The 20,297-nt window shown below is 36.2% G+C and carries 11 protein-coding genes; 6 read left to right on the top strand and 5 right to left on the bottom strand.

Translation table 11 applies throughout. The features are described from left to right. The first annotated feature begins 62 nt into the window (after nucleotides 1-62). From ahcY to trxA, 6 genes are all read left to right on the top strand, one after another. Nucleotides 63-1,460: an adenosylhomocysteinase gene (gene ahcY / locus V5N68_RS00585; RefSeq protein ID WP_332065257.1), complete on the top strand. Its 1,398-nt coding sequence runs from the start codon at nucleotides 63-65 to the stop codon at nucleotides 1,458-1,460. A gap of 40 nt (nucleotides 1,461-1,500) precedes the next feature. Beyond that, nucleotides 1,501-3,969, top strand: coding sequence for a sensor histidine kinase (locus tag V5N68_RS00580; protein ID WP_332065256.1), 2,469 nt, complete (start codon nucleotides 1,501-1,503; stop codon nucleotides 3,967-3,969). Between the two features lie 47 nt (nucleotides 3,970-4,016). Beyond that, nucleotides 4,017-5,501, top strand: a complete 1,485-nt coding sequence (gene tsaE / locus V5N68_RS00575) for a tRNA (adenosine(37)-N6)-threonylcarbamoyltransferase complex ATPase subunit type 1 TsaE (RefSeq protein WP_332065255.1) — start codon at nucleotides 4,017-4,019, stop codon at nucleotides 5,499-5,501. Between the two features lie 293 nt (nucleotides 5,502-5,794). Beyond that, nucleotides 5,795-8,920: a double-strand break repair protein AddB gene (gene addB, locus V5N68_RS00570; protein ID WP_332065254.1), complete on the top strand. Its 3,126-nt coding sequence runs from the start codon at nucleotides 5,795-5,797 to the stop codon at nucleotides 8,918-8,920. Next, a complete protein-coding gene (gene addA, locus V5N68_RS00565) occupies nucleotides 8,917-12,393 on the top strand; it encodes a double-strand break repair helicase AddA (protein ID WP_332065253.1) in 3,477 nt (1,158 codons plus the stop codon). The genes addB and addA overlap by 4 nt, the downstream gene beginning before the upstream one ends. Nucleotides 12,394-12,504: 111 nt before the next feature. Continuing rightward, entirely contained in the window at nucleotides 12,505-12,828 is a 324-nt protein-coding gene (gene trxA / locus V5N68_RS00560) for a thioredoxin (protein WP_332065252.1), read from the top strand. Nucleotides 12,829-12,900: 72 nt separating this feature from the next. Here the strand turns inward: trxA and V5N68_RS00555 are convergent, their stop codons facing one another. The 5 genes from V5N68_RS00555 to ptsN all read right to left on the bottom strand — a co-directional run bounded on the left by V5N68_RS00555 (nucleotide 12,901) and on the right by ptsN (nucleotide 20,059). After that, nucleotides 12,901-14,478, bottom strand: a complete 1,578-nt coding sequence (locus V5N68_RS00555; protein WP_332065251.1) for a peptide chain release factor 3 — start codon at nucleotides 14,476-14,478, stop codon at nucleotides 12,901-12,903. After that, the gene (locus tag V5N68_RS00550) at nucleotides 14,478-16,139 is read right to left on the bottom strand and encodes a lysine--tRNA ligase (RefSeq protein ID WP_332065250.1); all 1,662 of its coding nucleotides are present in this window, start codon (nucleotides 16,137-16,139) and stop codon (nucleotides 14,478-14,480) included. The genes V5N68_RS00555 and V5N68_RS00550 overlap by 1 nt, the downstream gene beginning before the upstream one ends. Nucleotides 16,140-16,792: 653 nt before the next feature. Then, a complete protein-coding gene (rlmN, locus tag V5N68_RS00545; RefSeq protein ID WP_332065249.1) occupies nucleotides 16,793-18,022 on the bottom strand; it encodes a dual-specificity RNA methyltransferase RlmN in 1,230 nt (409 codons plus the stop codon). Nucleotides 18,023-18,061: 39 nt separating this feature from the next. Then, on the bottom strand, nucleotides 18,062-18,565 hold the full coding sequence (locus tag V5N68_RS00540) for an invasion associated locus B family protein (protein ID WP_332065248.1): 504 nt from the start codon (nucleotides 18,563-18,565) through the stop codon (nucleotides 18,062-18,064). Nucleotides 18,566-19,594: 1,029 nt separating this feature from the next. Beyond that, complete coding sequence (gene ptsN, locus V5N68_RS00535; RefSeq protein WP_332065247.1) at nucleotides 19,595-20,059, bottom strand: PTS IIA-like nitrogen regulatory protein PtsN; 465 nt, start codon at nucleotides 20,057-20,059, stop codon at nucleotides 19,595-19,597. Nucleotides 20,060-20,297: the final 238 nt, after the last annotated feature.

The raw sequence follows: 20,297 nt of genomic DNA, 5'->3' as shown, positions 1-20,297 counted from the left end.
CACTTGCATTTTTTTTTAATTTCTCCTACCGTCTTCAAAAAAATATTTTCAAGGAATAAAGAATGGCAGCTCAAGATTATGTTGTTAAAGATATTTCACTGGCTGCCTATGGTCGTAAAGAGCTTGATATTGCAGAAACGGAAATGCCTGGTTTGATGGCTTGTCGCAAAGAATTTTCTTCTAGCCAACCTTTACGTGGAGCACGTATTTCTGGATCGTTACATATGACCATTCAGACAGCTGTTTTAATTGAAACCTTAAAAGCAATTGGTGCTGATGTGCGGTGGAGCTCTAGTAATATTTTTTCTACACAAGACCATGCAGCAGCAGCAATTGCAGCTAGTGGGGTCGCTGTCTTTGCAGTTAAGGGACAAACACTTGAGGAATATTGGACTTATATAGATGCAATTTTCCAGTGGCCTGATGGTAATCCATCCAACCTTATACTAGACGATGGAGCTGACGCTACAAATTACATTTTAATGGGATATCATGCAGAAACAAACAAAGATATCCTTTCTCATCCTAAGACAGAGGAAGAAGAATTTTTTTTCAAACAAATTCAAAAGCGTATGGAGACAACACCAGGATTTTTTACCCGTCAGTGCAAAGCGATTAAAGGTATCAGCGAAGAAACTACAACAGGTGTGAACCGTCTTTATCAATTACAAAAAAAAGGGCTTTTGCCTTTTCCTGCCATTAACGTTAACGATAGTGTTACTAAATCAAAGTTTGATAATAAATACGGATGTAAAGAATCATTAGTAGACGGTATTCGACGAGGAACAGACGTAATGATAGCTGGAAAAACAGCTATCATTTGTGGCTATGGTGATGTAGGTAAAGGTTCAGCAGCTTCTCTTTCAGGCGCTGGAGCTCGCGTAAAAGTAACAGAAGTTGATCCAATTTGTGCCCTTCAAGCGGCTATGGATGGCTATGAAGTTGTTACTTTGGAAGATGCAGCCTCTAGTGCTGATATTATCATCACCACAACTGGTAATAGAGATGTTGTTCGTTTAGATCATATGCGACAAGTTAAAGATATGTGTATCCTTGGGAACATTGGACATTTTGACAATGAGATTCAAGTATCAGCTCTTAGGAATTTTTCATGGACCAATATTAAACCACAAGTGGACATGATTACCTTTCCTGATGGAAAACGTATCATTTTGTTATCTGAAGGGCGATTACTGAACCTTGGAAATGCCACAGGTCATCCTTCTTTTGTCATGTCAGCTTCATTTACTAATCAAGTTTTAGCTCAAGTTGAGCTTTTTACCAATGCAGGAAATTACAAAAATGAAGTTACTGTTTTACCAAAATATCTTGATGAAAAAGTTGCACGTCTTCACCTTGATAGATTAGGAATAAAATTGAGCGTTTTATCAAAAGAACAAGCAGCATATATTGGGGTTGCGCCACAAGGACCTTATAAACCAGATCATTATCGTTATTAAAACGTTGTTTTCTTGGTTTTTTAAAAAAGGAAAATGCATCGTGCTCAACTTTGGTGATTATCACCCAAAAGAAAATGCTCAAAAAATAATGCAATTTTGTACCGGTATTGTTTGCCTTTTATTCCTTTTTTCTCCGGTATGTGCTGTTGCGCAATCAGTAACAACACATGTTCTACCTTACTTCACTTTTCCAAGTGGATTATGGTTCATTATAGCGCTTTGTGGTGGAGTTTCTTGCGCCTCACTTATCACATGCATATTAGTGGTTATGAGTGTAAAAAGAAATTCATGGAAGCTGTTGAAAACAATTCAAACAAGTTATTCTGAAAAACTTAAACAATATGAATGGCTTTTAGAAGAAACTGGACAATGCCTTCTTATTTGGGAAGAACCCAACTCTCCACCACGTTTAGTTGGTAATATTCCCGAATTACAAAAAGAGGGAATTAACCATGAAAATTTTCAACATTTTAGACTTTGGCTTAAAGAATCTTCTTTACAGGAACTTAATTACACATTGGATCAATTACGTAATCAATGTCATTCTTTTGAAACTTTCATTACTACTAAAAATAATGTACTGTTACAAGTTACAGGAGTAATTGCAGGAACAGCGGCTGTGGCACGTTTTCAAGACATCTCAACACAGCAGAGTGAAAATGTTCGTTTACAAAAAGATATCAATCGAATTTTTACGGAATTAAGAATGCAACGCAATCTTCTTGATCACATTCAAGAACCAGTATGGATACGAGATTGTGAAGGAAAAGTTTGTTTTATTAACCAAGCCTTTAAGGAAATGACGGGTTTCCAAGAAGGTAGTGAGGAAGAAATAGATGATCTTTTTAATGAAATAACACAACGCACAACAGATGAGATAAAGACAATCTTTCAAGAACATGTTCATACAGTCATTGGTGGAGAACGACGCCATTTTCATCTCACACGTATTACAACAGCGGAGGGAATGGCAGCTTTTGCTCGTGATGATAGTGCATATGAGAATCTCGTCAACGAAATGAGACGCGTTATTCAAGGACATTGTGAAACACTCGACCAAATATCAACGGCTGTAGCTATTTTTGATACAAACCAAAAATTAAAATTCTGCAATCATGCTTTTAAAATTTTATGGCCATTGGAGAGCTCTTTTTTAGAAAGTGAACCTAGTCATACTTTACTTCTTGAACGTTTACGTGAAAAAGGACTTATTGTTGAACATCCTAATTGGCGTATATGGAAAGAAGAACTTTTACAGGCTTATCAGCAAGCAGAATCTAATCAACAAATTTGGAACCTTCCAGATGGGCGCACTGTACGTGTTATTTTTAGCCCTCATCCACAAGGAGGTGTTACTTGGCTTTATGAAAATCTGACAGAAAAAATTGATCTTGAAAGACGCTATAATACACTAATTAAAATACAGGGAGAAACACTTGATAAGCTTTCAGAAGGAGTGGTTGTTTTTGGCACTGATGGGCGTCTTCGCTTATCAAACCCAGCTTTATCAAAATTATGGTCACTACCCTATAATTTACTCATACAAGGCACTCATATAACACAATTACAAAATCATTGTTTAACTCTAACCATTGGGCAAGAATGGAATCAGTTTACCAAGTTTATTACAGGTTTTGCTGAAAAACGCGATACATGGTCAGGCCGTATGGATCTCAAAAATGGCATGGTCATTGATTATACATTAGTACCTCTTCCTGATGGACAAACGATGCTTACTTTCGTTAATGTTACTGATACTGTCCATGTCGCTCGCGCTCTCCAAGAAAAAAATGAGGCTTTAGAAAGTGCTGATCGCTTACGCAATGAATTCGTTCAACATGTTTCCTACGAATTGCGTACACCTCTTACTAATATTATTGGATTTTCTGATATTTTACGAGGACAAATATTTGGTTCTATCAATGAGCGTCAACGTGAATATCTTGGACACATTCAATCGGAAGCAGGAACTCTTTTAAATATTGTTAATGATATTCTTGACCTCGCAACTCTTGATGCAGGTATCATGGAGTTAGACATAAAACCAGTTAATATCGCTGATGCTATGATGCAAGCAGCAGCACGCATGGAAGAACGTCTTAATGGGCGTCACATCACACTTTTACAGCAAATTTCTCCTTCTCTAACTTTTATTTCTGCAGATTCAACACGATTACATCAAATTTTTATTAATGTACTAAGCAATGCTATTAATTTCGCAACACAAGCAAGCACAATTGAATTTTGTGCTGATGAACAAAATAATAACATTGTCTTCAGTGTTCATAATGAAGGGTCTGATATTCCAGAAGATATCCTTGATCGAATTTTTAAACGTTTTTCTTCCCATGCACACCATGGTGGACGAGCAGGAGCAGGCCTTGGTCTTTCTCTAGTTAAAAGCTTTGTTGAACTCCACGGCGGACAAGTTGAAATTATGACTGGCTCAGGACAAGGAACAACAGTTAAATGTTTTTTTCCAATTCCTAAAGAAAGTAAAGTTCTTTAACTTTGCTATTATTTTGAAATTCTTTTATCAATTGTTCGGAAATCTTAATGAATTTTAATTTTTTTCTTGAAAATGAAAGAGCAACTACACTTTTTGCGCAAGATTTAGCCCTTGCTTTAAAACCAGGCGATCTTGTAACGCTCCAAGGAGATATTGGAACAGGAAAGTCAACCTTTGCACGAGCAATCATTCGTGCTCTTGCCAATGATGATACTATGGATATTCCAAGTCCTACTTTTACTCTTGCTCAAAGCTATCAACTTCCACAATTCGAAATTATTCATACTGACCTTTATCGTCTATCTACAGCAGAGGAAATCGATGAATTAGGACTTCATGAAGCACGTGAGCAAAATATTTTATTAGTTGAATGGCCAGAAAAAAGTGCAGGACTTTTAGGATCAGTGACCTTTGCTATCACTTTAGAATATGAGGGTTTCGGACGTCATGTAACCCTTACATCAACAGAGTATTCTCTCAAACGTCTACAGCGGTCCTTTGAAATTCGCACATTCTTAACGACCCATGGACGCCATAACGTTCATCGTCATTTTTTAGCCGGCGATGCTTCAGAACGTACCTATGAACTGTTGGATAATGGTCATCATCAAGAAATCCTCATGAATGCACCAACTATGCAAATGAAACAACATTCAGATATTTCTGACACAACAATGGCACATCTCGCAAAAGATATCCGTCAATTTGTAGGAATTAACCAACTTATTTTAGATAATGGATTTTCAGCTCCCCGTATCTTTGTTAAAGATTTTGAAAAGGGTCTTTTAATTTTAGAAGATTTAGGCCGTGAAGGACTCACAGATCAAATTGGAAATCCTATAGAAGAACGTTACATCGCCTGCAGCGAGCTATTGGCGTCCTTTCACCAAAAGTCATGGTCTTTTGAAAAGCAATTTGCAACATTTTTTCTTAAAATTCCTTCCTATGATTATCAAACTATGCAATCAGAACTTTCCTTATTGCTGGACTGGTATCTCCCTTTTCAAACAAAAAAAACCTTATCAGAGCAACAACGTAAAGCTTTTTTTACCCTTTGGCAGCCTTATCTTAACAGCCTTACTCAAGGAGAAAGTACGCTTGTTATGCGTGATTACCATTCACCCAATATTCTTTGGCGTGCAAATAAAGAAGGAACGTCCCGTATTGGTCTTATTGACTTTCAAGACGGATTAAAAGGACCAACAGCCTATGACCTTGTCTCTTTAGCACAAGACGCACGTCTCTTCATTTCATCAACACTCGAAGAAAAAATTCTCAACGCCTATTGCACGGCACGTCATCAAGAACCACGACCTTTTGACGAATATCAATTACGAAAACTCTATATTTTTGCAGGTGCTCAACGAATTTCAAAGGTTTTAGGAATTTTTGTACGCCTTCATCAGAGAGATGGAAAATCATCTTATCTTAAACATTTACCCCATTTGCAAGATTATCTTGCACGTAACCTTTCACACCCAACTCTTGCTCCCTTACAGCACTTTTATAAAGAAATAGGTCTGCTTACATAGGCATAAGGATGCCTTACTCACTATTTATTTCTAAAAAACTACCCACAAAGATAAACCAATTTGTATTTCAGCAATATAAAAACATACCTGTCCATTATTACTTACTTTTATTGAACCTTTGATTAAAATTAATGAGCATCAACTGCTCAATAGATAGCTTAACCCAAGCTTTTTAAATTACTCGTATAGGTGCATCTTTTCGGTTTGTCTCTACATAAAAATTGTATACAGTAAAAGCCAGTACAAAATAATAAGCACAATGAAATATTTTTACATATCCCAAACGAGATCATATGACCCATAAACCACGAGTTTTTTCTATTTCTTCGGGAACCCCTTTCTTATCACATTTCGTTGATGCTTTGATTTCAGGTGCTTTGATTGATAATTTTGCACCAAATGGAGATATCCAAGCAGCTCTGGCGGATACTCTCATTTATGTTCCAACACGTCGTGCTGCTCGTGCTTTACGTCTCGCTTTTGTTGAAAGAAGTGATACACAATCAACCTTCTTACCTACTATTCGTCCCTTAGGAAACTTAGATGAAGATAGCTTTCTTTTTATTGAAAATTACACCCAAACCTTAAACCCTCCCATTGGAGAAAGCGAACGTCTCCTGCTTCTAGCCCGTCTCATTCGTCCTTGGAAAGAAAATCTTCCCACTCATCTGCGCGCTATGTTTAATACAGACAATGTGCTCATTCCTGCTCATACTGCCGATGCAATTTGGCTCGCCCAAGATTTGGCAAACTTAATGGATGAAATTGAAATAGAATCAGCGGACTGGTCAAAGCTGAAAGAAATTGAGCCTGATATGGTCGCTGAATGGTGGCAAATAACACTTAATTTTCTTACTATCATCACCCAAAGCTGGCCAAAAATTTTACAAGAAATACAACGAAGTGATATAGCTGTATGGCGCAATAGAACACTTCAAATGCATGCAGAAACTTTAAGAAACACACAACCCAATAAACCTATTATTGCTGCTGGTGCAACAGGCTCTATACCCGCAGTTTCGCATCTTTTAAAAGTAATTTCTCACCTTCCTAAAGGAGCTGTTGTTCTTCCTGGCCTTGATTTTAATATGGATGAAGATCAATGGAATGCATTAAACATTATCGGAAAAGACAGAGAAGCTTTCAACTTTTTTGATCAAACATCTAATGCTTTTAGCCATCCTCAATATCATTTAAAAAAACTTTTGTCTCTCATGCAATGTCACCGTACTCATGTGCAAGAAATTGGTCAACAAAGCATGACAAAGAAAAAACGTTCAGCTATTGTATCAGAAGCATTCCGACCAGCTTCTACAACAGATCTATGGGCAAAAATTATACGCGATGATTATGAAAAACTTTGCGAAGATTGGCTATTAATTGAAGCTGTCAATGAACGTGAAGAAGCCCTTGCTATTTCTATTGCTCTCCGTAATGCTATCGAAGATCCTCAAAAAACTGCAGCTCTTATCACAAATGACCGTACTTTAGCCCGTCGTGTGGCAGTTGAATTACAACGATTTGGCATTGAAGCAAATGATTCAGGAGGGGTACCGCTTTCACAAACATTGCCTTCAACCTTATTACGGCTTATTTTAGAAAATGTATTTCAACTCAATGATCCAATTGCTTTTCTTTCTCTTCTAAAACATCCTCTTACAACACTGAGACAAAACCGCCACCGTTTCCGCGAAATGGTAGAAAATTTTGAAATTTTTGTTCTTCGAGGAAGTGTTGGCCGTATTAATCTTTGCGAATGTGATCAATTTTTTGAAAAATGGATAAAAACATATTCCCATAATCTTTTTAATACCGACGCTCTTGATCAGCAGAAAGAAAAAGAAATACGCTTTCTTTGTAATCTTTTAATTAAAGCTATAGAACCTTTAACATCTCTCATAAAACAAAATAAAGAATGCACCATTAATGAAGCTACAATAGCGACTGTTGAAGTCTTTGAAAATTTTGGATGCGATGAAAATAACTCTCTTGTCAATCTTTATCAAAATGAAGCGGGACAAGCTTTATCTTCTTTTTTACGTGATTTAGTAAGTGATCAATCAGGATTAAAATTTCATCTTTGCGAATGGCCTTCTATATTTTCAGCTCTTATGGCTCCTCGTTCTGTAATGCCTCCCCCTGGAGGCCACCCACGTTTATTTATATGGGGTGCTTTAGAATCACGTCTGCAAACAGTTGATACAATCATCATTGGTGGTCTTAATGAGGGGTCTTGGCCTATAACAACCCGCAATGATGCTTTTTTATCGCGGCCAATGAAAATGATGTTAACCCTTGAACCACCAGAAAAACATATTGGTCTTTCTGCACATGATTTTCAATGGATGATGGGAATGGATAAAGTAGTGATGAGTCGAGCAAAACGAGTTAATCACACTCCTTCTATTCCTTCACGCTGGTTACAGCGCTTAGAAACCGTTGTAGGAAAACAGATTTGGAAGCAAATCTGTGCACGAGGAGAAATACTTCTTCACTGGGCTAAAACGCTCGATAAAACAAATGATATCACTGCCTCCGCAACACGCCCTTGCCCTGCTCCCCCTCTTGATATGCGTCCATCCCACTTTTCAGTAACTGAAATAGCAACATTGCGATATGATCCTTATGCTATTTATGCAAAAAAAATTTTACAGCTTAAACCACTTAAAGCCCTCATCCATGACCCTTCTTCTGCTGAACGTGGAATACTTTATCACTCTATTCTTGCTGCTTTTTGCACACAAATCAGAGATCCAAATGCCACCAATGCACTTGATGTTCTTTTGGCTATTGGTCGTACAGAATTTAACAAATTAAATTTACCCGCCGATATTGAAATGATTTGGTGGGCTATTTTTGAAAATTTCGCTCCATTTTTTATACAATGGGAAAGAAACCTTGGACCTCGAGAACGATATGCTGAAGTAGCATCTCAAAAAATATCTATAGGAACAACGGGTGTAACTCTTTCAGGGCGTGCTGACCGTATTGATGTTTTGCCAAACAAAGTTATCGAAATTCTTGACTTTAAAACCAATACACCCCCCTCATCAAAACAAGTGCGTGACTTATTATTTCCACAATTAGCATTGGAAACAGCTTTACTACTGCAAGGAGCCTTTACAGATTTCCAAGGTTTCACCCCATCAAATTTATTTTATATCCCTCTCAGTAAAAAAGGTGAAATCAAATCGCAGTCGATTCTTTCAAATAAAAACGAAAAAAATCAAAGAGACGCTATCAATCTTGGCGAAAAAGCATGGGAACATCTTATCACATTAATAAACCATTACAAAAACCCACAACAAGGTTATCTTTCACACGCAGTACCCTTAAAAAAAGCATATGAAAGTGACTATGACCATCTAGCACGATTATGGGAATGGTCAAGTGGTTCTCATAAGGAAGATGAATCATGACCTTTTCTTCTATTCCTGAAGCAGCTCTTGATGCACAAGCAATAGCAACAGACCCTAAAACAAATGTATGGGTTTCTGCCAATGCAGGGTCTGGAAAGACGCATATTTTAAGTGAACGCGTTATTCGTCTACTTTTAAACGGTACACCTCCTGCACGTATTTTATGCCTTACTTATACAAATGCAGCTGCTTCCGTTATGCAATCGAGGATTTTTCGTACACTTTCTAGTTGGAATGAACTCGATGACACACAGCTTAAACTGGTTTTATCGCGCCTTGAAAATAAACCTGTAAACGCACAAAAACTAACTTCTGCACGCCAACTATTTGCTCGCGCTTTAGAAACGCCTGGGGGATTAAAAATCCAAACGATTCATGCATTTTGCGAATCTTTATTACATCAATTTATGTTAGAAGCGAATATTGCTGGGCATTTCGAGCTCCTTGATGATATTAATCAAAAAAAACTATTACAAGAAGCCCGTCGCCAACTTTTAATGCATGATGATACACAATTGGCTTTAAAACAGCTGTTAAAAGTCATCAGCGAGAAGACTTTTGACCAATTACTGAATGAAGCAGCAGAAAAGCAACATAAGTTATCTCATTTTCTAGATTTTATTCTGTCCGACAATGGTAAAAAACAGCTCCATACACTCTTTGATTTAGCACCTAATGAAACAAAAGAACTTCTTTTGAAGAAAATTCAAGAAACTGCTTTACTATCTTCTCATGCCATAAAGCATTGTCAAACCTATGGTGGCAAAAATATCAGAGATATGGTTGCACAGTTTTCTCAATTAACTATGGCTTCTGACGAAACAAAGATCATTAATATTATTTCCAATATTTATTTTAAAAACTCTGGTGAACCTCGTAATTTTTCGCGTTTATTTTCTAAAAAATCAGATGAAATTTGGCCTTTTATCCAAAAGGAAATTGAAGATAAACAAAAACAACTTTCTCTTCTTTTAGATAAGTATCAATGTGAAAAAGTTGTAACACTCAATATAGCTGCCTTTAAACTTTGTGCTATTTATCTTAAAATCTATAAGAATTTAAAAAAAATCAATGGCTTATTAGATTTTGATGACCTCATTGAACGCACACTCCATTTGTTACAGCGTAAAGGTGCAAGCCAATGGGTCCACTATAAACTTGATCGCGGCCTTGACCATATTCTTCTTGATGAAGCACAAGATACCAATCCTGAACAATGGAAAATCATTCAATTTTTGGCTGAAGAGTTTTTTATAGGTCACAGCCAACGCACCAATATACGCACCCTTTTTGCTGTTGGAGATGAAAAGCAATCCATCTATTCTTTCCAAGGTGCTGCACCAGAAAATTTTGCTGAAAATGGACGAATAATTCAAAAAAAAGCACAACAAGCGAAACAAAAATTTAAAAAAATACAACTGAATTATTCTTTTCGGTCTACAGCAGATGTTCTAAAAAGTGTTGATCTTGTCTTTGAGACACCAGAAAATTATAAAGGACTTTCAGCTGAAAATACAAAAACTGTGCATGAAGCTATTCGTATTCACAACCCTGGTGATGTTATTATATGGGACGCTATTTCCAAAGAGACAAATGAGTTTCCTGATGATTGGCATTTAACTGTTGATCATTTAGACACACCTGAAATACGCTTAGCGGAAAAAATCGCTGAAACTATTGCAGAATGGTTACACAAAGGAGAGATACTTCCAGCAAAGGGACGTTTATTACGTGCCAGTGATATTATGATTTTGGTCCGTAAGCGTGATCAATTTGTTTCTGCTCTTTCCCGTGCACTTAAACTACGCAACGTTCCTGTCGCGGGTGCTGATCGTTTACAACTAACCAGCCATATTAGTGTCCGTGACTTAATGGCACTTGCACGCTTTGTTTTACAACCAAAAGATGATCTTTCTCTTGCCTGTGTTTTAAAAAGTCCACTTTTTTCTCTTACAGAAGATGAACTTTATCAGCTTGCTTCTCAGCGCGCACAATCTCTTTGGCAAAGCCTTTGTACACACGCCTCATCGCGCCCATCTTTCCAATATGCCTTTGAGTGTTTAAAAAATTATCGTGCTTTAGTAGATAAAATACCAGTTTTTGAATTCTATAGCCATATTCTAAACAACGATAAAGGACGGCAAAAAATTTTAGCTCGTTTAGGATCTGAAGCAAATGATGTTCTTGATGCATTTATGGATTACACGCTCACTACGCAAAAAACTGGTTTACCAGGGCTACAAGCTTTTTTAGAAATATTAAGCACAAGCAAACCAGAAATTAAACGTGAGCTTGATCAAAACCATGAAGAAGTCCGCATTATGACTGTTCATGCAGCCAAAGGACTAGAAGCTTCTGTTGTTTTTCTTATTGATCCCGGTAGTTCAATATGGCATCCTCAACACGCACCACACTTTCTTAAAGTCCCCTTTCGTAATACACAACTGAACGATCAAAAAGGCTTTATTTGGTACCCCAACGCAGAGTTTAAAACAAAACTCTCTAAAAAAATGCTTTTGCATTTGGAAGAACGTGCGGAAGAAGAGTATAAACGTCTTCTTTATGTAGGAATGACACGCGCTGAAGATCGATTATTTATCTGCGGATATAATGGTACAAGAATCCCCGAACGTACATGGCTACAATTGGTAAAAAAAGCTCTTAAACCACACGTGGTTTCTATAAAGGGCCCTGCGGAAGATATTTCAGCTTGGCGTTATTGCATCACACCTTCTTCGCCTGTTTCAATAAACCAAGAAGTTACCCCTACAGATAATTCAACATTTCTACCTTTGCCAGATTTTTTCCATCATAAAATACCAGCAGAACCCACCTTGCCAAAACCATTACAACCTTCTATTGCGAGTCTCTCTATTGAATCCGATGCTGAGCTTTTTTCCAACCCAAAACAGCTTTGTATCTCACCTGTTTTAGGCGAAAAAAATACCAATAGAGCTTTTTCTATTGAATATGGCAATATTATTCACAGATTGCTGCAATATTTGCCTGATTTTCCCCCTCAAAAACGTCAAGAATATGCCCAGAATTATCTCAATATTAAAGCCTCTCATTGGAATAATGTCCAAAGAAAAGATGCACTATGTCATGTTAGGAAAATATTAGACAATTCTTATCTCAAACCTCTTTTCTCTGACCTTTCACGTGCCGAAGTTTCCTTGATGGGCATCGTAAAAATCCATGGAAAGAAGAAAATAATTTCTAGCCAAATTGACCGCCTATATATCACGCAAAAAAGTATTATTTTTGCGGACTTTAAAACTGGAACCCCACCTGAAAGTGAAGATGCTATCCTACCTCACTATTTACTGCAAATGGCTCTTTATCGCAAATTATTGCAAACTATTCATCCTGAAAAAGATATTCAAGCTGTTCTTATTTACACTAAAGAAGCAAGTTTTTTTCAGCTTACCCCAAAAAAACTTGATACACTTCTTGATGAAATTGCCTTATAATGCAAAAAAATTCTTTCCTTCAAAATTAAATTATAATTTGTTTTTTGCCATAACTTGATATGAACTGCTATCATACCGATGTATAGAAGTATAAATGTAAAGGATAAATCAATGACGTGTATAAAAATTGATAATAGCAATTTCGAAATCGAAGTTCTTACCTCTTCTACCCCTGTTGTGGTTGATTTTTGGGCAGAATGGTGCCGCCCTTGCAAAATGATTGCTCCAATTTTAGATGAAATCTCAGTAGAAATGCAAAGCCAAGTTAAAATTGCTAAAATAAATATTGATGAAAATCCAGAACTAGCAGCCAAATATGGAGTTCGCTCAATTCCTACTTTATTGATGTTCAAAGAGGGAAATATTTCATCCAATATGGTTGGATCTGCCTCTAAAGGACGTATTTCTGAATGGATTAAAGATGGCCTTCGATAAATCTTCACAAAATAAGAGAGAAACTTCTCTTCTCTCTCATTCGTGAATTTAAGAACAATTTCTCGAGATATTTTATTGAAAACGAACTTGATAATCTTTAAAAGCTGAGAACTTTATTTTTGGTGCTCGTTCTGCTTCATAATTCAATGAAAAATGATTTTCTGCTAAAAAAACGGGATCACCTTCCAAATCATACGCAATTGCAAATCGGTGATCGGAGAGAAACTTTTGCAACTCATTTTTGCTTTCCGAAAAAATCCAACGACATAGACTAAAACGTCCTGTTTCAAAACTTACCGGCAGGCTGTATTCCATCTTAAGTCGTTCCTTTAAAACATCAATTTGCAAAGCACCAATAACACCGATAAGAGCAGGTGACCCATCTTCAGGAATGAATAATTGTACAACCCCTTCCTCAGCCATTTGCTGTAAAGCTTCTTTCAATTTTTTTGCTTTCATAGGATCACTCAAACAAACACGACGCAAAATTTCTGGCGCAAAATTTGGCATATCTTTAAAGAAAATATCCTCTCCTTCGGTCAATGCATCACCAATACGCAAAGTTCCATGATTTGGGATGCCTACTATATCACCGGCATAGGCCTGATCGGCAATTTGACGCGAACGAGCAAAGAAAAACTGAGGTGTTGAAAGTGTTACTGGTTTCCCTGTTCTTACCAACTTTGTCTTCATGCCACGTTCAAGTATTCCTGAGCACACACGAAAAAATGCAATCCGGTCACGATGATTAGGATCCATATTGGCTTGAATTTTAAAAACAAACCCCGTCATTTTAGGTTCAGTAGCCACAACATTGCGTTGATCTGCTACCTGATCACGGGGACTTGGACCAAAATCGACTAAAGCATTGATCAAATCACGAACACCAAAATTTCGTAAAGCTGAACCGAAGTAAACTGGTGTCATATGCCCTTCACGAAAAGACTGAAGATCAAAATTTTTACAAGCCGTGCGTGCAAGAGTTACACCTTCAATAAAAGAGGAGCGCTGGTTTTCAGGAAGCAAATTTGAAACTTCATCAGGACCAGAAACTGTTTTTTGTGTTACCTCATCATCTCGTTGACGAAAACGATCATGGTGAATATCAAAGGTTCCAACAAAATTTTTCCCCACACCAATAGGCCATGTAATTGGTGCGGCATCAAGTGCAAGCTTTTCTTCAATTTCGTCTAAAATTTCCAAAGGATCACACGCTTCACGATCCATTTTATTCACAAAAGTTACAATAGGGATATCCCGCATTCGACATACTTCAAACAGTTTTAGTGTCCGGGGCTCAATTCCGCGGGCGCCATCCAATACCATAATAGCACTGTCAACAGCCGTAAGAGTGCGGTACGTATCATCTGCAAAATCTTCGTGACCTGGGGTATCTAATAAATTAAAGATGTGATTTTCATATTCAAATGTCATTACTGATGTTACAACAGAAATACCGCGATCGCGTTCAATATTCATCCAGTCAGAACGGGTTTGAATACGATCTTTCTTCGCCTTCACCTCACCAGCAAGCTGAATAGCACCACCAAACAACAAAAATTTTTCTGTTAGCGTTGTTTTCCCCGCATCAGGATGAGCAATGATGGCAAATGTGCGACGCCGCTTCACTTCTTGCACTCTCTTTTCCATCACTCCTCCACAGGACGCGCAAGCGTCTCAGCAATGAGTGCACGCATTTCATTAATCCCATAAAGTGCAATAAATGATCCTAACCGTGGTCCGCGCTCTTGCCCTAAAAGAACCTCATATAACATTTGGAAAAAAACATTTGAAACACCTGGACCTCCAGCAGGACTTTTTTTGCTATGATCTTGATAACGTTCTATTAGACGAGCAACATCAAGAAGTGCATTTTGAAGAGTATTTTCATCAGCATTTTCAGGCAAACTTGCTAATTTTGCATCAATATTCATCAGCGTTGAGCGCTCAACTTCATCAGGGGTCCGAAATTTTTTGTTTGGTTTTACAAAAACATCAAAATATTTAATGGCAAATTTTACCAATTGGTCGAGCTCTGGATAAGTTTTGGCATTTACATCTTTAGCATAGCGAGAAATAAAGCCCCAAAGAACTTGCTCATTCTCTGCATTTGAGGCACTTACCAAATTTAATAACATAGCAAAGGATACTGGCAAATCAATCTGTGGAGGACAACCATTATGGATATGCCAAACAGGATTATTAAGTCGTTCTTGCCATTTCTGACGACCATAAGCTGAAAGATGTGCATAATATTCGTCAACAGCTTTTGGAATAACATCAAAATAAAGCCGCTTGGCTGTTTTTGGCTTTAAAAACATATAAAGCCCCAAACTTTCAGTTGGTGCATAAGTTAACCATTCATCAATGGTTAAGCCATTTCCTTTAGATTTGGAAATTTTCTGCCCTTTATCATCCAAAAAGAGCTCATAATTAAATCCTTCTGGCGGATTTCCACCAAGAACTTTACAAATTTTAGAAGAAAGATTTGTGGAATCAATTAGATCTTTTCCCGCCATTTCATAATCGATCCCGAGTGCCTTCCAGCGCATTGCCCAATCCACCTTCCACTGGCACTTAACTTTTCCTCCTGTAATCTCGGTTTCAATAGTTTCTCCTGTTTCAGGTTCAATGTAGGTGATTGTACCTTTTTGAGCATTATAAGAAATCACTGGTACTTGTAATACCTTCCCAGAAAAAGGAGAAATAGGTAAAAAAGGTGAATAGGTAGCTCTCCGTTCTTCCCCTAATGTTGGTAAAACAATTGCCATCACTTTATCATAACAGGAAAGTATTTTCATAAGTGCCTCATCAAAACGACCAGAGTTGTAATAGTCTGTGGAACTTACAAATTCGTAATCAAAACCAAAACGATCTAAAAAAGCACACAAACGTGCATTATTTGCAGCCCCAAAAGAGGGATAAGTGTCTCCAAAAGGATCTGGTACACGGCTCAGTGGTTGACCAATATATCTTGCCATTTTTTCACGATCAGGCACATTCTCAGGAACTTTGCGCAAACCGTCTACATCATCAGAAAAGCAAATAAGCTTTGTTTTTACTGTGTTATTAGTTAAAATGTGAAATGCATGACGCACCATGGTTGTACGAGCTACTTCCCCAAAAGTCCCAATATGCGGCAAACCAGAAGGTCCGTAACCTGTTTCAAATATTATAATTTCTGGATAACCTGTTTTTTCATATCGTTTGATAATCTTACGTGCTTCTTCAAATGGCCAAGCTTTTGATTGAACAGCCGCATCTCTCAATTCTAACGTAAAGCTAAAAGCATCACATTGGTCACGCATCATTATCTTTATCCTAAAAAATTAAACTCTTTAATGGTATGGTGTATGGCTCTTCAATTTATTCGTCAATAATAGAAAGAGAAAAGCTTTTAAATTCTTATTATACACAAAGATCAAATCACACCATGAAATAACATAATCCTAATGTCATTTTTTAATATATACAAAAAGTCAAAAACTTGCGATTATATTTCTTTTACACTTTAAATAAGAAAAATAGAGGAGGAGTACCCTTTCTCTACAACAACCAATCTCAGTAGATTACTATTGCGCATAAACTTCTTGCCTAACCTTTTAATGTAGGCTTCTTTAATATCAACATTTTTTCTTACACCGAAAAACTTAACCCCTGTCCTCTCACCTAATGATTTGTAAATCTATCTTACAATTCACTTTGCAATCATTTGGAAACAATTTACTCGCAAGATATTTTTAAAAAAGATTAATAGAGCCTTTAAAATATTTTTCGATTTTACGGCTTTCCATCATCTGCTTTTCTCATATTCAAAAACCATAAGCCCTATAAAAATAGTAAAATACCTAAGATATAAAACAATGTGAATAAAGATTTTCTATTAAAATTACGAATGTGAATTTAATTTATTGAAACTTGTTCTTATAAATTTTGCTTTATATATTCTAATTATCGAAGAAGATTAATCATCACCAACCACGTATCCAAGTTTCAAACGTTCAGATATCCGTAAACGCTCCGAAGCAGATTTAAGCTGACCGCATGCAGCTAAAATATCACGTCCACGCGGTATGCGAATTGGTGAAGCGTATCCAGCTTGATTCACAACATCAGCAAAACGCTCAATTTGCTCCCAATCAGAGCATTGATAATTACTTCCTGGCCATGAATTAAAAGGAATCAAGTTTATCTTAGCTGGAATATCTTTAAGTAACTGAACCAACTGCTTTGCATCATCCAAGCTATCATTTACATCTTTTAGCATAACATATTCAAATGTAATTCGCTTAGCGTTAGAGAGACCAGGATAATTACGACAAGCATCCATTAATGTAGCAAGCGGATATTTTTTATTAATTGGAACAAGCATATCTCTTAGGGTATCTCGAACTGCATGAAGTGAAATTGCTAACATAACCCCAATTTCTTCCCCTGTTCGTATAATTCCAGGAACTACTCCACTAGTTGAGAGAGTAATTCGGCGTTTTGATAAAGATAACCCCTCTCCATCAGAAGCAATTAACAAGGCTTTTTTAACTGCTTCAAAGTTATAAAGCGGTTCCCCCATTCCCATCATAACAATATTAGTAATTTTTCGTCCACAAAATGGAACACTTACTCCATCAGGAGTATTTTGATCAAGGAAATCACCTAAACGATCACGAGCAACCAATAATTGTGCTAAAATTTCTTCCGCTGTTAAATTGCGAACAAGTACTTGTGTTCCTGTATGACAAAAAGAGCAGGTTAGCGTACATCCCACCTGAGATGAAATACATAAGGTACCACGGCCCTCTTCAGGAATATAAACTGTTTCTATTTCAACAGGCCTTCCAGCACCACGTGCAGGAAAGCGTAATAGCCATTTGCGTGTACCATCCCTTGATATTTGTTCTCCAACAATTTCTGGACGTGCAATAGAGAAATGTTTTTTAAGCATTTCTTGCACTGACTTGGAAATATTCAACATTTCATCAAAGTTTGAAACGCCTCTTACATAAAGCCAATGCCAAAGCTGACGTACACGCATACGCGTTTGATGTTCTGGCACACCAATTTTTCTTAAAGCCTCTACCATCTCATCATGCAATAAACCAATCAAAGATAGTTTAGAACTACCCTTAACTTCAATATTATTTGATTTTCGCGTTGGACTTACACCAACTGGTTTGAGCTCATATGAAACGACCATTGCTTTTCGACTTATATCACTTTTGAAACCACGCACACTCTAATGGCACTTACGCACCAAATTTAACGCAGCAGTCACTCCTTTTAAAGAATAAGTATAAGTAGTATGAGTTCCTCGCTTTGAAATAGCTTTTACTATCATCTTATTTCCAGAACGCATAGCAGAAACAAGCTGCTTTTCTAACTCTGCTGATGCTAACCACGCAGATGAATCCTTTGTGAAAAAATCAAAATCCTTATTTCCAACAGAAACGATAACTTTTGATCCTTCTTTAAGTGTATACCCTGCCATAAACTGTGGCTCAAATGAAATAGGTGAATTAGAACGCTTGGTAACCAGAAAAAAATTATCTCCATGATTAACCGTTGTTGGAAGAGATTCCAGTGGTACCGACAGTACGTAGCAAATTTTATTTTCCGGTGATTTATAAGAATAGGATCCCCAAGCATAAAACTGATCTAGACGTTTTGGTGCCTGTGACCATGCAGTTACAGTAGTAGTCAAAACCATTATAAATGCTGTAAGAAAACTCTTTTTAAACATTTTCATTTAGCTCACTTCTTTACTCTTTAACAAGACTTTTCATTGGCAAAGCCTAATAAAAACTTGTTTGATGCTTATCGTAGTTGTCCCAATTTTCCAACAAACAAAATATTTTTACCTAAATTAGAACAAATCGTTATGTCCTATTGTGGTCTTTCAGTTATTACTAAAAAGTGAATCATACGAACTTTTTATTCAGCAGATAGATTTTTCAAAAAAAAATATTCAATCCCTTTTTTAAAAAGGTGTAAATATAGCATATCATCAATCAATTTAGATAATTTAATTCATTTTTTGTAATTTTAAATCGCGCAAAAAATACAATTTAATCAACAGCTTCTTATTCAATCATCAATTTATAGTATGAAGTATTAAAAAAGAATATCTTCCCACTATTTCAAAACCATAAAAGTATTACAATATTATTCAATAATGATTTCATATAATTTACCCTGTTTAATATCATGTACTATTAGCTTATTTAATAAAATTACCAATTCCTCAGTTTATCCTAATAGCATAAATAAAAACCAGATATCTGGTTTTACTAAAAATTTATAAGATGAATATTACCTTTTGTTCTAGTATATTATAAATAAAAAATTGAATGTTTTTATAACTTTCCCATGATGGTGGGTACCATCCTCTCTCCATATTTCAAACGACTTTTCTGTCAATTAATTAAAGTTTAAAGTTTCACATACAAAAAATCACTGTTTAATTTTAAATTCATCTCTTTCAATGTTTACCATTAAAACTTGTTTTTTATTATGTATAGAAACAAATCATACCTCTTTTAAAATCATTATTGTTGTTATTCTCTGCAACTTCAGCATAAACATGGTCAAAAAATCAATAATTATTCTTATTTTAAAAGTTCGGATCACAAAAAATATATTTAAAGAAATAGGCTTAAAATCTCTAAATATAAAAGCAGTGTTAATATTATACTTTATATTCTTTCAAAAAGATATTTTATCATTCCGTTCTAAATTTAATATTTAATATAATGTGCATACCAACTATTTTTTAAGCTGCATTCGATTCTGAATTTTGAATCAATAAAGTATAAAGAGTATTGGCATCATGTGTATTACGTAATTTTTGAACGACATCAGAATGACCTAAGACACGCGCAATCTGAGACAATGCCTTTAAATGATCCGCACCAGCATTCTCAGGTGCTAGAAGTAAAAAAACAATATCTATTGGCTCATCATCAAGAGCTTCAAAATCAACAGGACTTTCAAGACGAGCAAAAATACCAATGATTTGACTAATATCAGGCAATTTTCCATGAGGAATAGCAATACCACAACCTAAACCTGTTGATCCCAATTTTTCACGTTGAAAAACAATATCAAAAATTACACGCTCATTAAGACCTGTTAACTCGGCGGCTTTTTCAGCTAAAATTTGCAAAACTTGTTTTTTGGAACTCGCCCTTAGAGCTGGCATCACTGCTTCTGGTGAAATTAACTCTCTTAAATTCATATTTAACTTTCCTTTTGCATGCTCAAATGACCATCTATAAACGAATAAAGAATATCAGGACTTAAATTCATTATATAATATCTACTAATTTATAATATGTGATGTGGTAAATTCACCTCATATCACTATCAACTCAATGGTAAATAGCACTTAGCTCTTAATTAACAGCATGAAAAAAGGAAGTTGTGTTACTCATAAATAATTCTACTATATAAGCTCATAGAAACACATTATTTTA

Source organism: Bartonella eidoli (assembly GCF_036576145.1).
GTDB lineage: Bacteria > Pseudomonadota > Alphaproteobacteria > Rhizobiales > Rhizobiaceae > Bartonella.
This window is presented reverse-complemented; position numbering and strand designations above follow the sequence as displayed.

Coding starts and splice junctions, on each gene's coding strand:
- V5N68_RS00550 (WP_332065250.1), bottom strand. CDS start 16,139: ATGATGCGTGACCAATGTGATGCTTTTAGCTTTACGTTAGAATTGAGA.
- trxA (WP_332065252.1), top strand. CDS start 12,505: ATGACGTGTATAAAAATTGATAATAGCAATTTCGAAATCGAAGTTCTT.
- V5N68_RS00555 (WP_332065251.1), bottom strand. CDS start 14,478: ATGGAAAAGAGAGTGCAAGAAGTGAAGCGGCGTCGCACATTTGCCATC.
- addB (WP_332065254.1), top strand. CDS start 5,795: ATGACCCATAAACCACGAGTTTTTTCTATTTCTTCGGGAACCCCTTTC.
- tsaE (WP_332065255.1), top strand. CDS start 4,017: ATGAATTTTAATTTTTTTCTTGAAAATGAAAGAGCAACTACACTTTTT.
- addA (WP_332065253.1), top strand. CDS start 8,917: ATGACCTTTTCTTCTATTCCTGAAGCAGCTCTTGATGCACAAGCAATA.
- rlmN (WP_332065249.1), bottom strand. CDS start 18,022: ATGGTCGTTTCATATGAGCTCAAACCAGTTGGTGTAAGTCCAACGCGA.
- ahcY (WP_332065257.1), top strand. CDS start 63: ATGGCAGCTCAAGATTATGTTGTTAAAGATATTTCACTGGCTGCCTAT.
- ptsN (WP_332065247.1), bottom strand. CDS start 20,059: ATGAATTTAAGAGAGTTAATTTCACCAGAAGCAGTGATGCCAGCTCTA.
- V5N68_RS00540 (WP_332065248.1), bottom strand. CDS start 18,565: ATGTTTAAAAAGAGTTTTCTTACAGCATTTATAATGGTTTTGACTACT.